A 16253-nucleotide genomic window follows, 5' to 3' on the forward strand; every position below is an offset into this window, starting at 1 on the left:
TCGCGCTACAGCTTCTCCAGACCGGAATCCACTGAAACTGCGCTTGTGTCGGTAGACGGTGGCATAATCGAACGTATGTTCGACACCGATTCTGATGTATCCCTGGTCGACAGGATCAGTGCTGCGGCGCGGGCGGAGTCGGTGGCGATCGCGGCACGGTTGGCCGCGATCGGGGCGTTGGACAGCCTGCGGGAACAGGAGTTGGTCGAAAGCATTTTGTGGCGGACTGATCCGTTCGAGGAAGTGGCCGCGGAGGTCTCGGCGGCGTTGCGGATCAGTCGGGGTCGGGCCGGGACCCAGGTTCACCATGCTCGAGTATTGCGGGACAAGCTGCCCCAGGTGGCGGCACGGTTCGCGGTCGGGGACATCGACTATCGGGTGGTGTGCACCATCATTGCCCGCACCGGCATCGTGGATCCTGCGGTGTGGGCCGGGTTGGATGCCGAACTGGCGGCGCGGGCGCATCGGTGGATGCGGTTCTCGCAGCGGCAGTTGCGGGATCGGGTGGATCAGTGGATCGCCAAACTCGACCCGAATGGGGTGCGGGTGCCCCCGGATGTGGCTGAGGAACGGTTCGTGCAGATCGAGCCGGGCAGCCCCGGCAAGGCCACAGTGTGGGCCAACCTGGATGCCGCCGACGGGACAGCGTTGGATCAACGCCTCAACGCCCTGGCCGACACGGTGTGTGAGAACGATCCACGTACCCATGAGCAGCGCCGCGCCGATGCGGTGGGGCCCTTGGCCCGGTTGGAATCCCAACTGCCGTGCCGGTGTGGTCATGACGACTGCCCCGCGGCGCAGAAGCGGGCCGCGGCCGATGCGGCGGTGGTTCATGTGCTGGCCGATCGGGCCACCGTCGACGGCAGCTCGGATGATCCGGGATATCTACCCGGGCACGGGATCCTGCCCGCCGAGTCGGTGCGCGACCTGGCCGCCACGGCGAAACTCAAGCCCCTGCACGTGCCCACCCGACCTGCAGAACCCAGCGAGTCGTCTGACGCGACTGAGCCGACCGAAACCACCGAACCTGGCGAGCCCACCGAACCTGGCGAGCCTGCCGAACCTGGAGTACCCAGCGAGTCGCCCGACATGTTTGAGTCGGCCGATCCCAGCGCGCCCGCCGAACCCGCCGACCCCGATGCCGGTGAGCCTCGCTATCGCCCTTCGGTCGCACTCTCGGAATTCATCCGCTGGCGCGACCTGACGTGCCGGTTCCCGGGCTGCGATGCCCCCGTCGAGCGCTGCGACATCGACCACACGATGCCCTACCCGCTGGGGCCCACGCATCCCTCGAACAACAAGCTCTACTGCCGCGCCCACCACTTGGTCAAGACCTTCTGCGCGGGCTGGTCAGACCGTCAATTGCCCGATGGCACCGTCGAATTCACCGCACCCACCGGGCACACCTACACCACTGAACCCCACGGCGCCGGCCTGTTCCCGACCCTGGCACAACCCACCGGGGAACTGAACCTCCCCGAACCGCCGGCCCACCACCCGAACCGGGGCGCGATGATGCCGACCCGCCGCCAAACCCGCGAACAAGACCGCCGAGACCGCATCAACGCCGAACGCCGGCTACGCGCCGAACTCAACAACGACCTCGAAATCGAACGCCAATACCAAGCCTGGCTCGCCGAAGAATACGGACCACCCCCACCATTCTGATTAGGTGTAGACGCTGCTTGCCCGCAGCGAAAGGTACAAAGGCGCCACCCACGAGTTGCCTGCGCGGTAGCGTCCGTGGGTAGCTGCAGACGGGAGAACCCATGAAGCTCTTCATCATCGGAGGCCTGGCTGCCGTGCTGACGGCGGCCGGGCTGATCACCTCGGCCCCGCCGGCCAGTGCCGGCTGCCTGTATGGCGGTAACGTCATCAGCAAGTGCGACGGACCCATCCAGCCCGACGGCAGCTGGCAACGTTGCATCGGAACTTGGGGCTATGTGCCCAGCGGTTTCAGTTCCCACCTGGTGCCCGTGAAGCGCTGCGACCCGATGGGCCCGGGCCACGACTATCCCTTCGATTTCACCTTCACCGATCCGCCGACCCATATCGACGACTAATCGCCTCCATGCTGAGCCGCGTACTCCCCCGGCGTGCTGCCCAGCATGGACCGGAAGTCGTTTATGAAGTGGGCCTGGTCATACCAGCCGAGTCGCACTGCGAGATCGGCGAAATCGACGCCGGGCACACTCTCGATCTCCAGCGCCGCCTGCTGCAACCGGTACCGGCACAGCACCCACTTGACCGTCACCCCGACATAGCGACGGAACACCCGCTGCGTGGTCCGCGCACTCCACGGTGAGAGCGCCATGACCTGTTCCACCCGATGCAATGACGCGTCGTCACGCATCCGGTCGACCAACGGGACCAGCGCACGGTAGGTCTCATCCATCGGGGCTGTCGAAGCGGAGATGCCGGCTTCCAGGCGGGCGTGGACGGTAGCCGCATCCTCACTTAGAACGGCTGGTGTACCGAATAATTCGTCACTCGCAGGTACCACCCGACCGGTCATCGCGGCAGCGTCCCCACCGAAGCGGGCGGTGAAGCCCCCGGGCCGGAATCGGGCTCCGACCACAGCCCCGCGCCCGCTGATGGTGATGCGGAAAACCTTGGGCACGACACCATGCAGCAAGGTACTGGGCAGCTGATGACCATGGCGCACAACATCATCGCCCCACTCACGGGTCAGATGCATGGCCGGGAAGGTGATCACGGTGCTCTCGACCGGACCTGCCTCGCGCCGGTCCCAACTCACCGACCAGAAGTGCTCGACGAACCTCGCGGCGTCCTCCGACGGCGCCCACCGGTGCAGGTCGAACGCCGAGACATTGCCGGAACGGCCGACCACCCCGCGCACTGGCGCGTTTTTCCAAGCGGCCATGGCCAATAGCCTACGAAACTGGTCAACATGAGTGTCACACCGATTCCCGCGGGCTACAGCAGCCTGACCCCGTTCATCTGCGTCGACGGTGCCGCCGCGGCGATCACGTTCTACCAGAACGTGTTCGGCGCCGATGTCACCGAGCGGATGGACGGACCCGACGGCACCGTGGCACATGCCGAGTTGGACTTCGGCACCGGCCGGCTGCAGCTCGGCGATCCGCAGGAGGCCTATCAAATCGCTGCCCCCACCCCCGGAGCCCCTGCAACTCATTCGATCGGGTTGTACTGCCCCGACGTCGACGAGGTGGTGGCCCGGGCCGAGGAGGCGGGTGCGACGATCCGTGAGCCCGCGCAGACCTTCGTCACAGGCGACCGGTTCGCCTCCATCCTCGATCCGTTCGGCCAGCGCTGGACCGTCATGACGCGCGTCGAGGACTTCACGCCGCAGGAGCGCGAACGCCGCGTCGCCGAATGGGCGGCCACCGCCGGGGGTTAACGTGGCGGCATGTCTTGCGTATTCTGCGCCATCGTCGCAGGGGAAGCCCCCGCCGTCCGCGTCTACGAGGACGACGACTTCCTGGGCATTCTCGACATCAGGCCGTTCACCCGGGGACACACCCTGGTGATCCCGAAACGGCACACCGTGGACCTGACGGATACCCCGCCGGAAACCGTGGCCGCGATGGCCGGCATCGGCCAGCGCATCGCGCGCGCAGCCCGGCTGTCCGGGCTGCACGCCGACGGCAACAACATCGTGATCAACGACGGTAAGGCCGCCTTCCAGAGCGTGTTCCACATCCACCTGCACGTGGTGCCGCGCCAGGCCGGCGACAAGCTGTCGTTCGTCAAGGGCATGGTGGTGCGCCGTGACCCCGACCGTGAGGAATCAGGGCGCCTCCTACGTGCGGCGTTGGCGCGGCTCGACGAATCCGCGCAAGATTGAGCGCATGAGCATGCCCTGGTGGGAGCGCTATATCGGTCTCCCGATGTTGATGTTGCACGACAAGATCTACAAAGCCACGGACGGCCGGATCGGCCACACGATCCCTGGCGGCCCGTCGACGCTGATCCTGCATACCGTCGGCGCCAAAACCGGTCAGCAGCGCGCGAATTCGCTGGCCTACGCACAAGACGGCGCCGACTACCTCGTGGTGGCGTCGAAAGGTGGCGAGCCCACATCTCCGGGCTGGTACCACAACCTGAAGGCCAAGCCGCAGGTCGAGATCAACGTCGGCCCCAAGCGGTTCGGCGTCACGGCCAAGCCGGTGCTGCCCGGCGACCCTGACTACCCGCGGCTGTGGGACATCGTCAACGACATGAAGGGCAACAAGAACCGCTACATCGGCTACCAGAAGCGGACAACACGCCCCATTCCGGTGGTCGTGCTGACGCCTTAGAAGAGTTCCTTGGCGAGCAGTTCCAGGGTGGTGTCGCGCGCCGTCGCGGTGGCCGGGTCGGCACCGCGGCGAGCCGAGCCCACCGGGTTGACCATGACCTCGTCGACGTCGAATTCTTCGGCCAGGGCCCGGACCTGGTCGGCCGCCTCGGTGGGCGAGCCCACGACCGCGCGGGCCAGACCGGAGGCCACGATGGCCTGTGCCTGCGGAGTGAGAGTCGTCGCCTCGGCATCCTCGACCAGATCGAGGGCGCCGAGCGGCTGACCGGTGCGCAACCGGCCCATCATCTGCAGCTGCGGCAGGAGCAACGCCTTGGCCTCCTCGGTGGTCTCGGCCACCGAGGCGTTGACGGTCAGGAAGGTCACCGGCTCGGACGCCAGGTCACTGGGCTGGAATTCGTCGCGGTAGACGGCCAGCGCCTCGGCAGTGCCGTGCCCGGAGAAATGATGGGCGAACACATACGGCAGCCCCTTGGCCGCCGCCAGGTGCGCCGAGTACATCGACGAGCCGAGCAGCCACATCCGTGGCTCGGTCACCGCGGCCGGCGTCGCCTTGAGCACATAGTTCTCCCGCATCAGATCCCGCGGCAACGGCACCCGTACCCCGCGCGCGCCCATCAGCGCCACCACGTCGTCGAGGTACTGCGGGAACGCCTCGATATCGCGATCATCGCGGCCGGCGGCGCCGCGTAGCGCCAGCGAGGTGACGGGATCGGAACCCGGGGCCCGGCCGATGCCGAGGTCGATGCGACCCGGATGGGCGGCCTCCAGCAGCGCGAACTGCTCGGCCACCGCCAGCGGTGCATGGTTGGGCAACATGACCCCGCCCGAACCCAGCCGCACCTGCGTGGTGTGCGCGGCCAGATGGGCGATCAGGACCGGCGGGCTGGTGGCAGCCACCGCCGGCATGTTGTGGTGCTCGGCGAGCCAGTAGCGGGTATAACCGAGCCGGTCGGCGGTCTGGGCCAGGTGAGTCGTTGCGGTCAGGGCATCGGCAGTGGACTGGTCGGTACGCACCGGGACGAGGTCGAGGACAGAAAGCCGCATGACAGCGTCAACGTCACGAGCGGCCCGGTTCGTTCCCGCCCACCTGTGCCACCAGGCGTTCGGCGGTGACGAAGATGTCATCGAGCATGGCCTCGGTGAGCCGACCGGTGAAGGTGTTCTGCTGGCTGGGGTGAAAGCAGCCGAGCAGGGTGACCGGGCCGAAAGCCGAGGTCAGCACCGCCGTCGCGCCGTGGCCGAACTTCGGGGCCGGTTTGGTGTCTGAACCGAGCAACTCCAGCGCGGCCCGCCACGCGAACCCACCCAACGCGATGACCACCCGCACCGATGGCCCGACCAGCCGCCACTCGGCCTGCAACCACGGCGCGCAGGTGGCGCGCTCGGCTGGGGTCGGCGCGTTGGCCGGCGGCGCACAGCGCACCGCCGCGGCCACCCGGGTGCCGATCAGCTGCATGCCATCGGCAGCATCGACACACACCGCCTGGTTGGCCAACCCGGCCCGGTGCAACGCGGCGAACAGGAAATCCCCGGACCGGTCCCCGGTGAACACCCGCCCGGTGCGGTTGGCGCCGTGGGCGGCCGGGGCCAGCCCGACGATGAAGATGCCCGGCGCCTCCGCACCGAACCCGGTGGCCGGCCTACCCCAATACGGTTGATCGGCAAAGGATTTTCGCTTGGCCACAGCCACCTCTTCGCGCCATTCGACCAGCCGGGGGCAGGCCCGGCAGGCAGAGATCAGCGCGTCCAGTTCCGGCACGGTGGGCACTCGGGCGGCCAGTCGCCGCACCTGCGCGGCGGTCTTGGCCACCGGCGTCGTCGCATCCGCCGGATCGCCGGGCCACCCCGAACCGGGCGGTACCGGCGAGGTGAACTCAACCCCCGTCCTGGGATGAGGCAATCGCACCAACTCACTGTGCCGGAAATTCCGTCGCGGCGGGTGCGGGCGCGCTGTTAGATTCGCCGCGATACCCCATGACGAACACCAAGCGCGGCCCATTGCTGCTGATCCTGTTCGCCGCGTTGATGGCCGGCGCGGGCAACGGCATCACGATTGTCGCATTCCCGTGGCTGGTGTTGCAGCGCAACGGATCCGCGCTCGATGCGTCGATCGTCGCGATGGCCGGGACGTTGCCCCTGTTGGTGGCCACCCTGATCGCCGGGGCCGCCGTCGACTATCTGGGCCGCCGGCGGGTCTCGATGATCTCCGATTTGCTCTCGGCCCTGTCGGTCGCGGCGGTTCCGATGCTGGCCCTGATATTCGGGGTGGACGCGGTCAATGTCGCGGTGCTGGCGGCCCTGGCCGCGCTCGGCGCGTTCTTCGACCCGGCCGGGATGACCGCGCGCGAGACCATGTTGCCCGAGGCGGCGGGCCGGGCCGGGTGGACGCTGGACCACGCCAACAGCGTGTACGAGGCGGTGTTCAACCTGGCCTACATCGTCGGCCCGGGCATCGGCGGTCTGCTGATCGCCACCCTCGGCGGGATCAACACCATGTGGGTGACCGCCGGGGCGTTCTGCTGTTCGATCCTGGCCATCTCGGTGCTACGACTGGAAGGCGCGGGCACCCCGGACCGCTCGATGCTGACCGAGGGCGTGCTCGCGGGCATCGTCGAAGGGCTGCGATTCGTCTGGCACACACCGGTATTGCGGACGCTGGCGATCGTCGACCTGGTGGCCACCGGCCTCTACATGCCGATGGAATCCGTGTTGTTCCCGAAGTACTTCACCGACCGCAACGAGCCAACCGAACTGGGCTGGGTGCTGATGGCGTTGAGCATCGGCGGGCTGCTGGGCGCACTCGGCTACGCGGTGCTGTCGAAGTACATGAGCCGACGGGCCACCATGCTGACCGCGGTGATCACGCTCGGTGTGGCGATGACTGTGATCGCGTTCCTGCCGCCGCTTCCACTGATCCTGGTGCTGTGCGGGATCGTCGGGTTCGTATACGGCCCGATTGCGCCCATCTACAACTACGTCATGCAGACCACCGCACCGCAGCACCTGCGCGGCCGGGTGGTCGGGGTGATGGGTTCACTGGCCTACGCCGCAGGCCCGCTCGGGCTGATCCTGGCCGGGCCGCTGGCCGACGCCGCCGGCCTGCACGCGACGTTCCTGGCCCTGTCCCTGCCGATGCTGCTGCTCGGCCTGGTCGCGCTGTTCCTGACCGCGCTACGCGAGCTGGACCGGCCGTCCAGACAGGAACACGATTCGACGTAACCTCTTCGGGTGAGCGACGACTCGTGCCTCTGCCTTCTGTGCGCACCCCCGGCCGACGGCCCCGCCTGGGAGGAACGCGACAACCGCATCAGCGCGAGCGTGACCGATCACGGCTGGCACGTGATGGGCGTCGGCGCCGGGGGCGAGGCCCCTGCCGACTGGGCGTACTCGATCGGCCTGTGGCACACCCTGCGCAGTCCGGAGGTCTGCCTGTTCGGCCTACGGATCGAAACGATGATGACGATCGTCAATGTCGCGGGACAGGAAGTCCGCGACGGCCGTCCACTGGAACCCGACCAGGAACGTGACGACATCCTCGACGACTATTCGGTGGCCCTCCGGGAGGTACACCCCAGTTGGTACCGGGACTTCTTCGGTGCCGGGATCGACTTCCACCAAGCATGGTTCCCGGTCGTACAGATGTTCTGGCCCGACCGGGACGGCAGATTCCCCTGGGACGAGCAGGCGCAGGAATACTGCCGGGCGAGCCAGCCGCTGTTGTGGATCCCGAAAGAGGAGACCAGCGGACCGTGGGCTGAGCTCGACTAGCTCCTGATCCGTGGCGGGGCAAAGACTTTCGCCAACTGCCTGACCGCGGCGGGATCTCCGTCGATCACCAGGCTGCCATCGGCTAACAGGGCGGGCACCTGCGCCGGGTCCATCGCCGCACCCAACACCTCGGCCTCGCCCATGAGTGTCACGTCGGCCGCCGTCCCGTCCTCACACGCGTCGATGCGGTCCGGCCCGATCTCGACGGTCGCCTGCCCCTCGGGCGTCACCAGACACACGGTGACCGGTGGCCCGTCACGGTCCGCACTGACGAAGGCACGCACCGCGCGGATCAGCCACTCGGGACGCACCGCATCCCCGGGTGCGCGGGTCTCGATCAGATGCCGGCCCCACCGGGAGTAGGCGTTGATCACCTCCTCGAGCGCCCGGCCGTCGTCGGTGAGCTCGTACACCGCGGTGGATGCGGGCTTGGGCAGCATCCGCTTGCGCGCCAGCCCGTTCGCCTCCAGGTCGCGCAGCCGCCCGGCCAGCATGTCGGTGGAGATCGGGGCCAGCGAGCTCAGTAGATCCCCGTACCGCAGCGGGCCTTCCAGCAGGTCCCTGACCACCAGCAGGGTCCAGCGATCCCCGACCATGTCGAGGCTCTTCGCCAGTGCGCAGTGCTGCCCGTAGGACCGTGACGCCATACGCCCAGAATAGCTGAAGTTGGAATTTCCAACTTGATACTTGTTTTTTCCAAGTCGGTGGGCCTACCGTGACGACATGACCCTCGACCATCTGCTCACCGCCGCCACCGACGAGGCCCTGGCCTTCGCCGACCTGCTCGAAAGCCTCGACGCGGACCAGCGCCGCTGCCCCACCCCATGCGCGGGGTGGACAATCGACGACCTGGCCGACCACGTGGCCGTCGTCTGTTTCCGCGACGCCGAGGCCTACCACCGTGCACGGGCCCAAATCACCACGCCGCCAAGAGAACTCACGCTGGCCAACCCCGACTTACCGGCGGCCATCCGGCTGGCGGTCGGACATCTGCAGACCGCGTTCGACCAGGCGCCCAGTCAGTGGCCGGTGATACCGGCCCCGTTCGGCGACTTCCCGGTGGCCGCCGCGCTCCGCTCGCTGATCCTGGAATTCGGGGTACACCTCGACGACCTGAGAGTGGCCACCGGCGACCGGCACTCGACGTTCTCCCCCGCCACCATCGAAGCGATCCTCGGATTCGGTGAGCTGTTCCTGCTACGCCAAGCCCAGCCGCTGGAGAGCGGGCCCGTCACCTTGAGGCTGACCGCGCCGTCGAAGTCGATGGCGATCACCTGGACCGGAACGAACTGGGTCCAGGGCCCAGGGGCCGACGAGCACCGCGTCGACGGCTCCGACGACGCGATCGCCCGGCTCATGCTGCGCCGGGGCGAAGCCGACGACCTGGTGGGCGCAGCGATTCGCCCGCTCTGAGACAGCCCTTCTAGCATCGAAGCGTGAATGCCGCCGCGCTGCCGATGCTGATCAGCGAACTCCCCGAGGGTGTCGTCGTCACCGACCCCGACATCCTGGCCTCCTATCGCCAGGACCGGGCTGCCGATCCGACTGCGGGCACACCGCTGGCGGTGGTCCGGCCCACCCGCACCGAGGAGGTGCAGACCGTGCTGCGCTGGGCCAGCGCGCACCAGGTGGCGGTCGTGCCGCGCGGCGCGGGCACCGGGTTGTCCGGCGGCGCGACGGCACTCGACGGCGGCATCGTGTTGTCCACCGAGAAGATGCGGGACATCACCGTCGACCCGGTCACCCGCACCGCCGTCGTCCAACCCGGGCTGCTCAACGCCGAGGTGAAGAAAGCCGTTGCCGCACAGGGCCTCTGGTACCCACCCGACCCGTCGTCCTTCGAGATCTGCAGCATCGGCGGCAATGTCGCCACCAACGCGGGCGGGCTGTGCTGCGTCAAGTACGGCGTGACCACCGACTACATTCTGGGCCTGCAGGTCGTGCTGGCCGACGGCACTGCGGTGCGCCTGGGCGGCCCGAGGTTGAAAGACGTTGCCGGACTGAGCCTGACCAAGCTGTTCGTCGGCAGCGAGGGCACCCTCGGCGTGGTCACCGAGGCTACGCTGCGGCTGCTACCCCCGCAGCACTCCCCCTGCACCGTGGTGGCCACCTTCGATTCCGTGGAAGCCGCGTCGAACTCAGTCGTGACGATCACCGGCAAGATCCGGCCGTCCATGCTGGAGTTCATGGACTCGGTTGCCATCAACGCCGTCGAGGACAAGCTCAAGATGGGGCTGGACCGCAACGCCGCGGCGATGATGGTGGCGGCCTCAGACGATCGGGGTGCCGCAGGAGCCGACGACGCCGAATTCATGGCACAGGTGTTCACCGAATGCGGTGCCACCGAAGTGTTTTCCACCTCCGACCCGGACGAGGGCGAGGCCTTCGTCGCGGCCCGCCGGTTCGCCATCCCGGCCGTGGAGGCCAAGGGGTCACTACTCCTGGAGGACGTCGGGGTGCCGCTGCCCGCACTGGCCGAACTGGTGAGCGGAGTGGCGGCGATCGCGGCCCATCGGGACCTGCTGATCTCGGTGATCGCCCATGCGGGTGACGGCAACACCCACCCGCTGATCGTCTTCGACCCGGCCGACGCCGACATGGCGGCGCGGGCCCAGCTGGCATTCGGCGAGATCATGGATCTCGCTGTGGGACTGGGCGGCACCATCACCGGCGAGCACGGCGTGGGCCGGCTCAAGCAGCCGTGGCTGGCCGGTCAGATCGGCCCGGATGCAGTGGAACTCAACCACCGGATCAAGCGGGCGCTGGACCCGCAGAACATCCTCAACCCGGGCGCGGCGATCTAGACCCCGCTCAGGCCATCCCGTAGCTGGTGAGCAGACTGGTTGTGCGCCAGGCGATCAACGCGGCGAACAGCACCAGTACCGCCACCGAGACCCCGGCCTGAATCGCGTTGCGGCGCTCACGCGGGGCGTACACGAAGGCCGCGGCGATGCCCGCACCGGTGACCAGCCCGCCGATGTGACCCTGCCAGCTGATCGCTCCGGTCCCCAGCGCCGGCCCGGCGAAGGTGAACACCAGATTGATGACGACGACGGCAACGATCGAGCGGACGTCGAGGTTGAGCTTGCGGGCCACCACGAAGATCGCGCCGAACAGGCCGAAGATTGCCCCGGAGGCGCCGGCCGTCGCACTGTTCAGCGGGGACAGCAGATACACGAGCACCGAGCCGCCGAGCCCGCTCAGCGCGTACAACGTCCCGAACCGCAGCCGGCCCAGCCACTGTTCCAGCGGCGGCCCGACCACGTAGAGCGCCCACATGTTGAACGCCAGGTGCATCAGGCCGTAGTGCAGGAACATCGACGTCACCAAGCGGTAGTACTCGTCGTGCGCGGCGACACCGGGCGGCCACAGCGTGAGTTCCTGCTCCAGGTTCTTCGAGGTCATCTGCACCACGAACATCAGCACGTTCACTGCGATAAGGGCATAGGTCAGGATCGGCGCACCCGTGCGCACCTTCCCGCCGAACTGGGTGCGCGGTGCCTGAACCGACTTGGCTCCCTCGTTGACGCAGTCCACGCACTGATGCCCCACGGCCGCCGAGCGCATGCACTCCGGGCAGACGGGACGCTGGCAACGCGTGCACCGCACGTAGGTGGGACGGTCCGGATGCCGGTAACACGTCGGCGTCTGGGCAGGTAGCTGCGGCGTGTCAGGGATGCTCATCACGCCCGAGCCTAATGCGGGCCGATCCGCATGAGGCGATTAGATCGGCGAGTGGACAATCAATTGCTAAGGTCTGGCCCGAACTCCATACCGTTGACCAGTACCGGCAGGACGTGGGTAGGCGTCGGCCCCGCTTCGACCGATTGGGTGGTTTGACGGTTGCGCGACCGCCGTTCTGACCTCCAAGGCAATCTCGAACGGAATCAGGGGCCCACATGAACAACAGCGACGCCGCAGATTACATCGTCGTCGGCGCAGGCTCGGCCGGATCAATCGTGGCCTCGCGCTTGGCCTCGGCGGGCGCAGAGGTCAGCCTCATCGAGGCCGGCGGGACCGACCGTCGCCCCGATGTCCGGATACCGGCGGGGATCTCCTCGCTCTACATGACGGCGAACTGGAAACACCAGTGCGCACCCGATTCCAGCAAGAATGGCGACGTCGAACGGTTTCCCGGCGGCCGGATCATCGGCGGCAGCGGGTCGATCAACGCCATGGTCTATGTGCGTGGCCGTAGCGACGACTACGACCGTTGGGCCGACGCCGGGTGCCAGGGCTGGTCGTACGACGAGGTGCTGCCGCATTTCAAGGCGATCGAGACCTGGACCGGCGGCGAGGATGCGTATCGCGGTGCTACCGGCCCGATCCCGGTGTCGTGGTGCGGACACCATCACGACGTCGACGAGGCCTATATCGCGGCCGCCGTCGAGGCCGGCCATCGACTGAACCCCGACCAGAATGGCGTTTCGCAGCTGGGCGTCGCTCGGACTCAGGTCAATCAACGCCGCGGACTGAGGGTTTCGTCGGCGCGCGGTTTCTTACGACCGCTACCGCCGGACAGACGGCCCCGGCTTCTCACCAGGACGTACGTGCAACGGATTCTGGTCGAGAACGGCCGAGCTGTAGGTGTCGAATGTGCGGGCCGTGGAAGCCGTGCAGGCCGCCGACTCCTGGCCCGCCAAGGGGTCCTCGTGTGCGCAGGTGCCATCGGTTCACCGGCCATGTTGTTGCGTTCCGGAATCGGACCGTCGGGCGCTGTGTTGGATCTGCCCGGCGTCGGCGCGAACTTCCAGGATCACCTGGTCGCCACCCAGACCTGGGAATCTCGAGTACCCACCGCCAATACGCTGGGCCCCATCCGTGCACTCAAGGGGATCGGTTCCCTGTTGCTCAGAGGCGAAGGCATACTCACCCTGTCTCCGTTCGAGGCACAGATCTTCACCGATGAGTTCCAAATCGCCGTGAGCCCAATGCATTACGACCTCGACTCCAACTCCGGCCGGATGGGGCTCGAACGTACCGACGGATTCACCGTGTACACCGTGCTCATGCATCCGCGCGGACGTGGTCGCGTCGTGCTGGACCACGGATCACCACGCATCGAATTCGAGCGCCTGGGCGACGGCGATGACGTCCAGCGGCTTCTCAGGGGCACCGCCACTGCCCGCGACATCATCGAGAATTCCTCGGCGATGCGGGGCATCGCCGGCGAATACCGGAACACGGGCGAGCAGAACCACGCCTGGCTGGCACAACGCGAGGCCAGCATCGGCCATGCGGTCGGAACCTGCCGGATGGGCACCGATGACGGATCGGTGGTGGACCCACATCTGCGCGTTCACGGGATCGAGGGACTCCGCGTGATCGATGCGTCGGTCATGCCGACATTGACCTCGGGCAACACCAACGCACCCACGATGATGATCGCCCACCGCGCAGCAGACCTTGTCCTACACGACGCGCGGTGAGTACGACCGCACGAACCAGCTATTGACACTATTCCGCTCGATGTCGTACGAATAAGACATGGCAGCGACTTTGTCTCACAGCTCCGCCCGGTTCGTACCCGCCGACGCCGACACCTGGCCCAACCCTTGGCCGATGTACGCCGCGCTGCGCGACCACGACCCGGTGCACCACGTGGTGCCCGACGAGCATCCCGAGCAGGACTACTACGTGCTGTCCCGGCACGCCGACATCTGGGCCGCGGCCCGTGACCACGGGACCTTCTCCTCGGCACAGGGCCTGACGGTCACCTACGGCGAACTGGAGATGATCGGCCTGGCCGACAATCCGCCGTTCGTCATGCAGGACCCGCCGGTACACACCGAGTTCCGCAAGCTGGTCTCCCGCGGGTTCACCCCACGCCAGGTAGAAGCCGTCGAGCCGAAGGTTCGGGAGTTCGTCGTCGAGCGCCTCGAGGGGTTGCGCTCGAACGGCGGGGGCGACATCGCCGCCGAGCTGTTCAAACCGCTGCCCTCGATGGTCGTCGCGCACTATCTCGGGGTGCCAGAGGAAGACCGAGACCAGTTCGACGCCTGGACCGATGCGATCGTCGCGGCCAACAGCTCGGCCGGCGGCATCACCGCGGCCATAGGCACCGCCGGCGCCGCCGTGGCCTCGATGATGGCCTACTTCTCCGAGCTCATCGAACGGCGCCGCAGCGAACCCGGCGACGACACGATCTCGCACCTGGTGGCCGCAGGCGTCGGCGCCGACGGCGACATCGCCGGCGTGCTGTCGATCCTGGCCTTCACCTTCACCATGGTCACCGGCGGGAACGACACCACAACCGGAATGCTCGGCGGCGCAGTACAACTCCTGCAGCAGCGGCCCGATCAACGCCAACTCCTCATCGACGATCCCGAACTGATCCCGGAAGCGATCGACGAATTCCTGCGGCTGACCTCTCCGGTACAGGGACTGGCTCGCACCACCACCCGCGACGTCACCATCGGTGACACCACGATCCCGGCCGGACGGAAGACCCTGCTGCTGTACGGCTCGGGAAACCGCGACGAACGCGAATTCGGCGACAACGCAGCCGAACTCGACGTGCGGCGGGCTCCGCGCAACATCCTGACCTTCAGCCACGGTGCGCATTTCTGCCTCGGCGCGGCGGCCGCGCGGATGCAGTCCCGGGTGGCGCTGACCGAATTGCTCTCGCGCTACCCGGATTTCGAGGTCGACCTGGACTCGGTGGCATGGGCAGGCGGCAGCTATGTGCGACGGCCGTTGTCGGTGCCGTTCCGGGCCGGGGCCTGATGCCCCGCGACTGGTTGTCGGCACGGCGGTCCGAAGTGGCCGCCGACCACATCCTCGACGCCGCCGACGCCCTGTTCACCCGACAGGACGCGGCGACCGTCGGCATGCATGAGATCGCGGCGGCCGCAGGCTGTTCCCGTGCCACGCTGTACCGGTATTTCGAGAATCGGGACGCGCTCTATACCGCCTACGTGCACCGCGAGGCGCGCCGACTGTACGAAGAGGTCAGCGAGCAGGTGGCCGCGGTCACCGATCCGGCGCAACGGCTGATCGAAGGCGTGATCACCGCGCTGAACGCAGTGCGCGACAGTCCGGCGCTGGCCTCGTGGTTCGCCACCGCACAGCGACCGATCGGCGGAGAGATGGCCGAACACTCCGAGGTGATCCGGGCATTGGTCGAGGGCTTCGTCCGTTCGCTCGCCGGCGGAGCCGACGGCAGCGACGACGAGGTGGGCCGGCGGGCCCGGTGGCTGGTGCGGGTCATGGTGTCGCTGCTGGTCTTTCCCGGCTGCAACGAAGCCGACGAGCGCGCCATGCTGGCCGAGTTCGTCGCCCCGCTCGTCATACCGGGACAACTACCGGTCGAGTAGCCGATTGCCGGGCGGGACAGGCTGACCTGGCCCATACTTTCGAGTATGGGCAGCCATCCGACGCCACTGCCACCGCTACCGGTGGTCACCAGCATCGCCGAAGTTGTCTCGGCGATCGACACGATTACCGACTGGGCCGTGGAAACCTCAAGTCGGCTGGGCTATTTCGCAGCCCTGTACAAGCGGATCACCATCGCAGTCGGCACCGCGGTGGAGGACGGGGCATTCGAGGACGGTCCGCGGATGGACCGGCTCGACGCGGCGTTCGCGTCCCGGTACTTCGATGCGCTCAACGGGTACTTCCACCCCGACCGCTACCCGAAACCCACCCGGTCGTGGCGGGCCACCTTCGAGTGGGCCGACAAGCCCGAGCCGATCCTGGTGCAGCACATGCTCGCCGGGGTCACCGCCCACATCGTCCTGGATCTCGGCATTGCGGTCCAGGGTCTCGTCGGCGCGGGCCGACTACCCTCGCTGCACAAGGATTTCGACACCATCAACGCGGTGCTGGCAAGCCAGATCGGCGGGGTGGTCAACGACATCAACGAACTATCCCCGGCATTGGCGGACATCTATGCCGTACTCCAACAGCATCAGATCTTCGTCCTCAACGAGGCGATCCGCTCCCTGCGCGACAGCGCCTGGCGGTTCGCCACGGTACTGGCCCTTGAACCCGGATTCGCCCGGCCCGCGACGATCTGGGCGCGAGACCTACAGGTGAGCCAACAGGCGCAGGCAGTGTTCGACCCGCCCAGCCTGGTCGGCGCATTCGATCTGGCGATCAAAGAGATCGCCGCGCGCGAGAGCCGCGACGTGGCCCACAACGTCCAGGTGCTCGACGAGATCGCGGCGACGCCCGCCCCGATCCAAACCGCGCTGTGATC

Annotated in this window: 18 protein-coding genes; 13 read left to right on the top strand and 5 right to left on the bottom strand. The window is 67.5% G+C overall.

Annotated elements, in window-relative coordinates; genetic code table 11:
• Positions 1-75 precede the first annotated feature (75 nt).
• Positions 76-1668: a DUF222 domain-containing protein gene (locus ACWEFV_RS08595; RefSeq protein ID WP_450069837.1), complete on the top strand. Its 1593-nt coding sequence runs from the start codon at positions 76-78 to the stop codon at positions 1666-1668.
• Positions 1669-1769: 101 nt separating this feature from the next.
• The gene (locus ACWEFV_RS08600) at positions 1770-2063 is read left to right on the top strand and encodes a CDGP domain-containing protein (RefSeq protein WP_135457176.1); all 294 of its coding nucleotides are present in this window, start codon (positions 1770-1772) and stop codon (positions 2061-2063) included.
• Here ACWEFV_RS08600 and ACWEFV_RS08605 read toward each other — a convergent pair.
• A complete protein-coding gene (locus ACWEFV_RS08605; protein WP_450069838.1) occupies positions 2060-2884 on the bottom strand; it encodes an AraC family transcriptional regulator in 825 nt (274 codons plus the stop codon). The genes ACWEFV_RS08600 and ACWEFV_RS08605 overlap by 4 nt on opposite strands.
• Before the next feature lie 27 nt (positions 2885-2911).
• On the opposite strand from ACWEFV_RS08605, the gene ACWEFV_RS08610 reads away from it, so the two are divergent.
• Genes ACWEFV_RS08610 through ACWEFV_RS08620 form a run of 3 tightly spaced genes read left to right on the top strand, consistent with a single transcriptional unit; the run spans position 2912 to position 4283 of the window.
• Positions 2912-3382 (top strand): VOC family protein, encoded by a 471-nt coding sequence (locus ACWEFV_RS08610; RefSeq protein WP_135457181.1) that lies wholly within the window; start codon positions 2912-2914, stop codon positions 3380-3382.
• A 9-nt stretch (positions 3383-3391) separates the two neighbouring features.
• On the top strand, positions 3392-3829 hold the full coding sequence (locus ACWEFV_RS08615; protein ID WP_135457183.1) for an HIT family protein: 438 nt from the start codon (positions 3392-3394) through the stop codon (positions 3827-3829).
• Positions 3830-3839: 10 nt separating this feature from the next.
• Complete coding sequence (locus ACWEFV_RS08620) at positions 3840-4283, top strand: nitroreductase family deazaflavin-dependent oxidoreductase (RefSeq protein WP_135460206.1); 444 nt, start codon at positions 3840-3842, stop codon at positions 4281-4283.
• Here ACWEFV_RS08620 and ACWEFV_RS08625 read toward each other — a convergent pair.
• Both ACWEFV_RS08625 and ACWEFV_RS08630 read right to left on the bottom strand, forming a co-directional pair.
• Positions 4280-5329 carry an LLM class flavin-dependent oxidoreductase gene (locus ACWEFV_RS08625; RefSeq protein ID WP_135457185.1) on the bottom strand — a complete coding sequence of 350 codons (1050 nt, stop codon included), beginning with the start codon at positions 5327-5329 and terminating at the stop codon, positions 4280-4282. The two genes, ACWEFV_RS08620 and ACWEFV_RS08625, sit on opposite strands and share 4 nt — an antisense overlap.
• A gap of 13 nt (positions 5330-5342) precedes the next feature.
• Positions 5343-6191: a uracil-DNA glycosylase gene (locus ACWEFV_RS08630; protein ID WP_450069839.1), complete on the bottom strand. Its 849-nt coding sequence runs from the start codon at positions 6189-6191 to the stop codon at positions 5343-5345.
• A gap of 68 nt (positions 6192-6259) precedes the next feature.
• On the opposite strand from ACWEFV_RS08630, the gene ACWEFV_RS08635 reads away from it, so the two are divergent.
• Together ACWEFV_RS08635 and ACWEFV_RS08640 are read left to right on the top strand one after the other, a co-directional pair.
• Positions 6260-7504 (top strand): MFS transporter, encoded by a 1245-nt coding sequence (locus tag ACWEFV_RS08635; protein ID WP_450069840.1) that lies wholly within the window; start codon positions 6260-6262, stop codon positions 7502-7504.
• 9 nt (positions 7505-7513) lie between these two features.
• Positions 7514-8053 (top strand): DUF4262 domain-containing protein, encoded by a 540-nt coding sequence (locus tag ACWEFV_RS08640; RefSeq protein ID WP_450069841.1) that lies wholly within the window; start codon positions 7514-7516, stop codon positions 8051-8053.
• Here the strand turns inward: ACWEFV_RS08640 and ACWEFV_RS08645 are convergent.
• Positions 8050-8700 (bottom strand): winged helix-turn-helix transcriptional regulator, encoded by a 651-nt coding sequence (locus ACWEFV_RS08645; RefSeq protein WP_450069842.1) that lies wholly within the window; start codon positions 8698-8700, stop codon positions 8050-8052. The two genes, ACWEFV_RS08640 and ACWEFV_RS08645, sit on opposite strands and share 4 nt — an antisense overlap.
• A gap of 76 nt (positions 8701-8776) precedes the next feature.
• Between ACWEFV_RS08645 and ACWEFV_RS08650 the strand changes: the two genes are divergently transcribed.
• Positions 8777-9466 carry a maleylpyruvate isomerase family mycothiol-dependent enzyme gene (locus tag ACWEFV_RS08650; RefSeq protein WP_450069843.1) on the top strand — a complete coding sequence of 230 codons (690 nt, stop codon included), beginning with the start codon at positions 8777-8779 and terminating at the stop codon, positions 9464-9466.
• A 44-nt stretch (positions 9467-9510) separates the two neighbouring features.
• Positions 9511-10857, top strand: a complete 1347-nt coding sequence (locus tag ACWEFV_RS08655; RefSeq protein ID WP_450070155.1) for an FAD-binding oxidoreductase — start codon at positions 9511-9513, stop codon at positions 10855-10857.
• A gap of 7 nt (positions 10858-10864) precedes the next feature.
• Here ACWEFV_RS08655 and ACWEFV_RS08660 read toward each other — a convergent pair whose 3' ends face one another.
• The gene (locus ACWEFV_RS08660; RefSeq protein WP_450069844.1) at positions 10865-11737 is read right to left on the bottom strand and encodes a rhomboid family intramembrane serine protease; all 873 of its coding nucleotides are present in this window, start codon (positions 11735-11737) and stop codon (positions 10865-10867) included.
• Positions 11738-11952: 215 nt separating this feature from the next.
• Between ACWEFV_RS08660 and ACWEFV_RS08665 the strand changes: the two genes are divergently transcribed.
• The 4 genes from ACWEFV_RS08665 to ACWEFV_RS08680 are packed head-to-tail and all read left to right on the top strand — an operon-like array spanning position 11953 to position 16251.
• Positions 11953-13482 (top strand): GMC family oxidoreductase, encoded by a 1530-nt coding sequence (locus tag ACWEFV_RS08665; RefSeq protein ID WP_450069845.1) that lies wholly within the window; start codon positions 11953-11955, stop codon positions 13480-13482.
• Positions 13483-13540: 58 nt separating this feature from the next.
• Positions 13541-14779, top strand: a complete 1239-nt coding sequence (locus ACWEFV_RS08670) for a cytochrome P450 (RefSeq protein ID WP_450069846.1) — start codon at positions 13541-13543, stop codon at positions 14777-14779.
• A complete protein-coding gene (locus ACWEFV_RS08675; protein WP_135457200.1) occupies positions 14779-15369 on the top strand; it encodes a TetR/AcrR family transcriptional regulator in 591 nt (196 codons plus the stop codon). Before ACWEFV_RS08670 ends, ACWEFV_RS08675 begins: the two co-directional genes overlap by 1 nt.
• 45 nt (positions 15370-15414) lie before the next feature.
• Positions 15415-16251 carry a DUF5995 family protein gene (locus ACWEFV_RS08680; RefSeq protein WP_450069847.1) on the top strand — a complete coding sequence of 279 codons (837 nt, stop codon included), beginning with the start codon at positions 15415-15417 and terminating at the stop codon, positions 16249-16251.
• Positions 16252-16253: the final 2 nt, after the last annotated feature.

The sequence above is a fragment of the Mycobacterium sp. NPDC004974 genome (genome assembly GCF_053600815.1).

Coding starts and splice junctions, on each gene's coding strand:
- ACWEFV_RS08595 (WP_450069837.1), top strand. CDS start 76: ATGTTCGACACCGATTCTGATGTATCCCTGGTCGACAGGATCAGTGCT.
- ACWEFV_RS08600 (WP_135457176.1), top strand. CDS start 1,770: ATGAAGCTCTTCATCATCGGAGGCCTGGCTGCCGTGCTGACGGCGGCC.
- ACWEFV_RS08605 (WP_450069838.1), bottom strand. CDS start 2,884: ATGGCCGCTTGGAAAAACGCGCCAGTGCGCGGGGTGGTCGGCCGTTCC.
- ACWEFV_RS08610 (WP_135457181.1), top strand. CDS start 2,912: ATGAGTGTCACACCGATTCCCGCGGGCTACAGCAGCCTGACCCCGTTC.
- ACWEFV_RS08615 (WP_135457183.1), top strand. CDS start 3,392: ATGTCTTGCGTATTCTGCGCCATCGTCGCAGGGGAAGCCCCCGCCGTC.
- ACWEFV_RS08620 (WP_135460206.1), top strand. CDS start 3,840: ATGCCCTGGTGGGAGCGCTATATCGGTCTCCCGATGTTGATGTTGCAC.
- ACWEFV_RS08625 (WP_135457185.1), bottom strand. CDS start 5,329: ATGCGGCTTTCTGTCCTCGACCTCGTCCCGGTGCGTACCGACCAGTCC.
- ACWEFV_RS08635 (WP_450069840.1), top strand. CDS start 6,260: ATGACGAACACCAAGCGCGGCCCATTGCTGCTGATCCTGTTCGCCGCG.
- ACWEFV_RS08645 (WP_450069842.1), bottom strand. CDS start 8,700: ATGGCGTCACGGTCCTACGGGCAGCACTGCGCACTGGCGAAGAGCCTC.
- ACWEFV_RS08650 (WP_450069843.1), top strand. CDS start 8,777: ATGACCCTCGACCATCTGCTCACCGCCGCCACCGACGAGGCCCTGGCC.
- ACWEFV_RS08655 (WP_450070155.1), top strand. CDS start 9,511: ATGCTGATCAGCGAACTCCCCGAGGGTGTCGTCGTCACCGACCCCGAC.
- ACWEFV_RS08660 (WP_450069844.1), bottom strand. CDS start 11,737: ATGAGCATCCCTGACACGCCGCAGCTACCTGCCCAGACGCCGACGTGT.
- ACWEFV_RS08665 (WP_450069845.1), top strand. CDS start 11,953: ATGAACAACAGCGACGCCGCAGATTACATCGTCGTCGGCGCAGGCTCG.
- ACWEFV_RS08670 (WP_450069846.1), top strand. CDS start 13,541: ATGGCAGCGACTTTGTCTCACAGCTCCGCCCGGTTCGTACCCGCCGAC.
- ACWEFV_RS08675 (WP_135457200.1), top strand. CDS start 14,779: ATGCCCCGCGACTGGTTGTCGGCACGGCGGTCCGAAGTGGCCGCCGAC.
- ACWEFV_RS08680 (WP_450069847.1), top strand. CDS start 15,415: ATGGGCAGCCATCCGACGCCACTGCCACCGCTACCGGTGGTCACCAGC.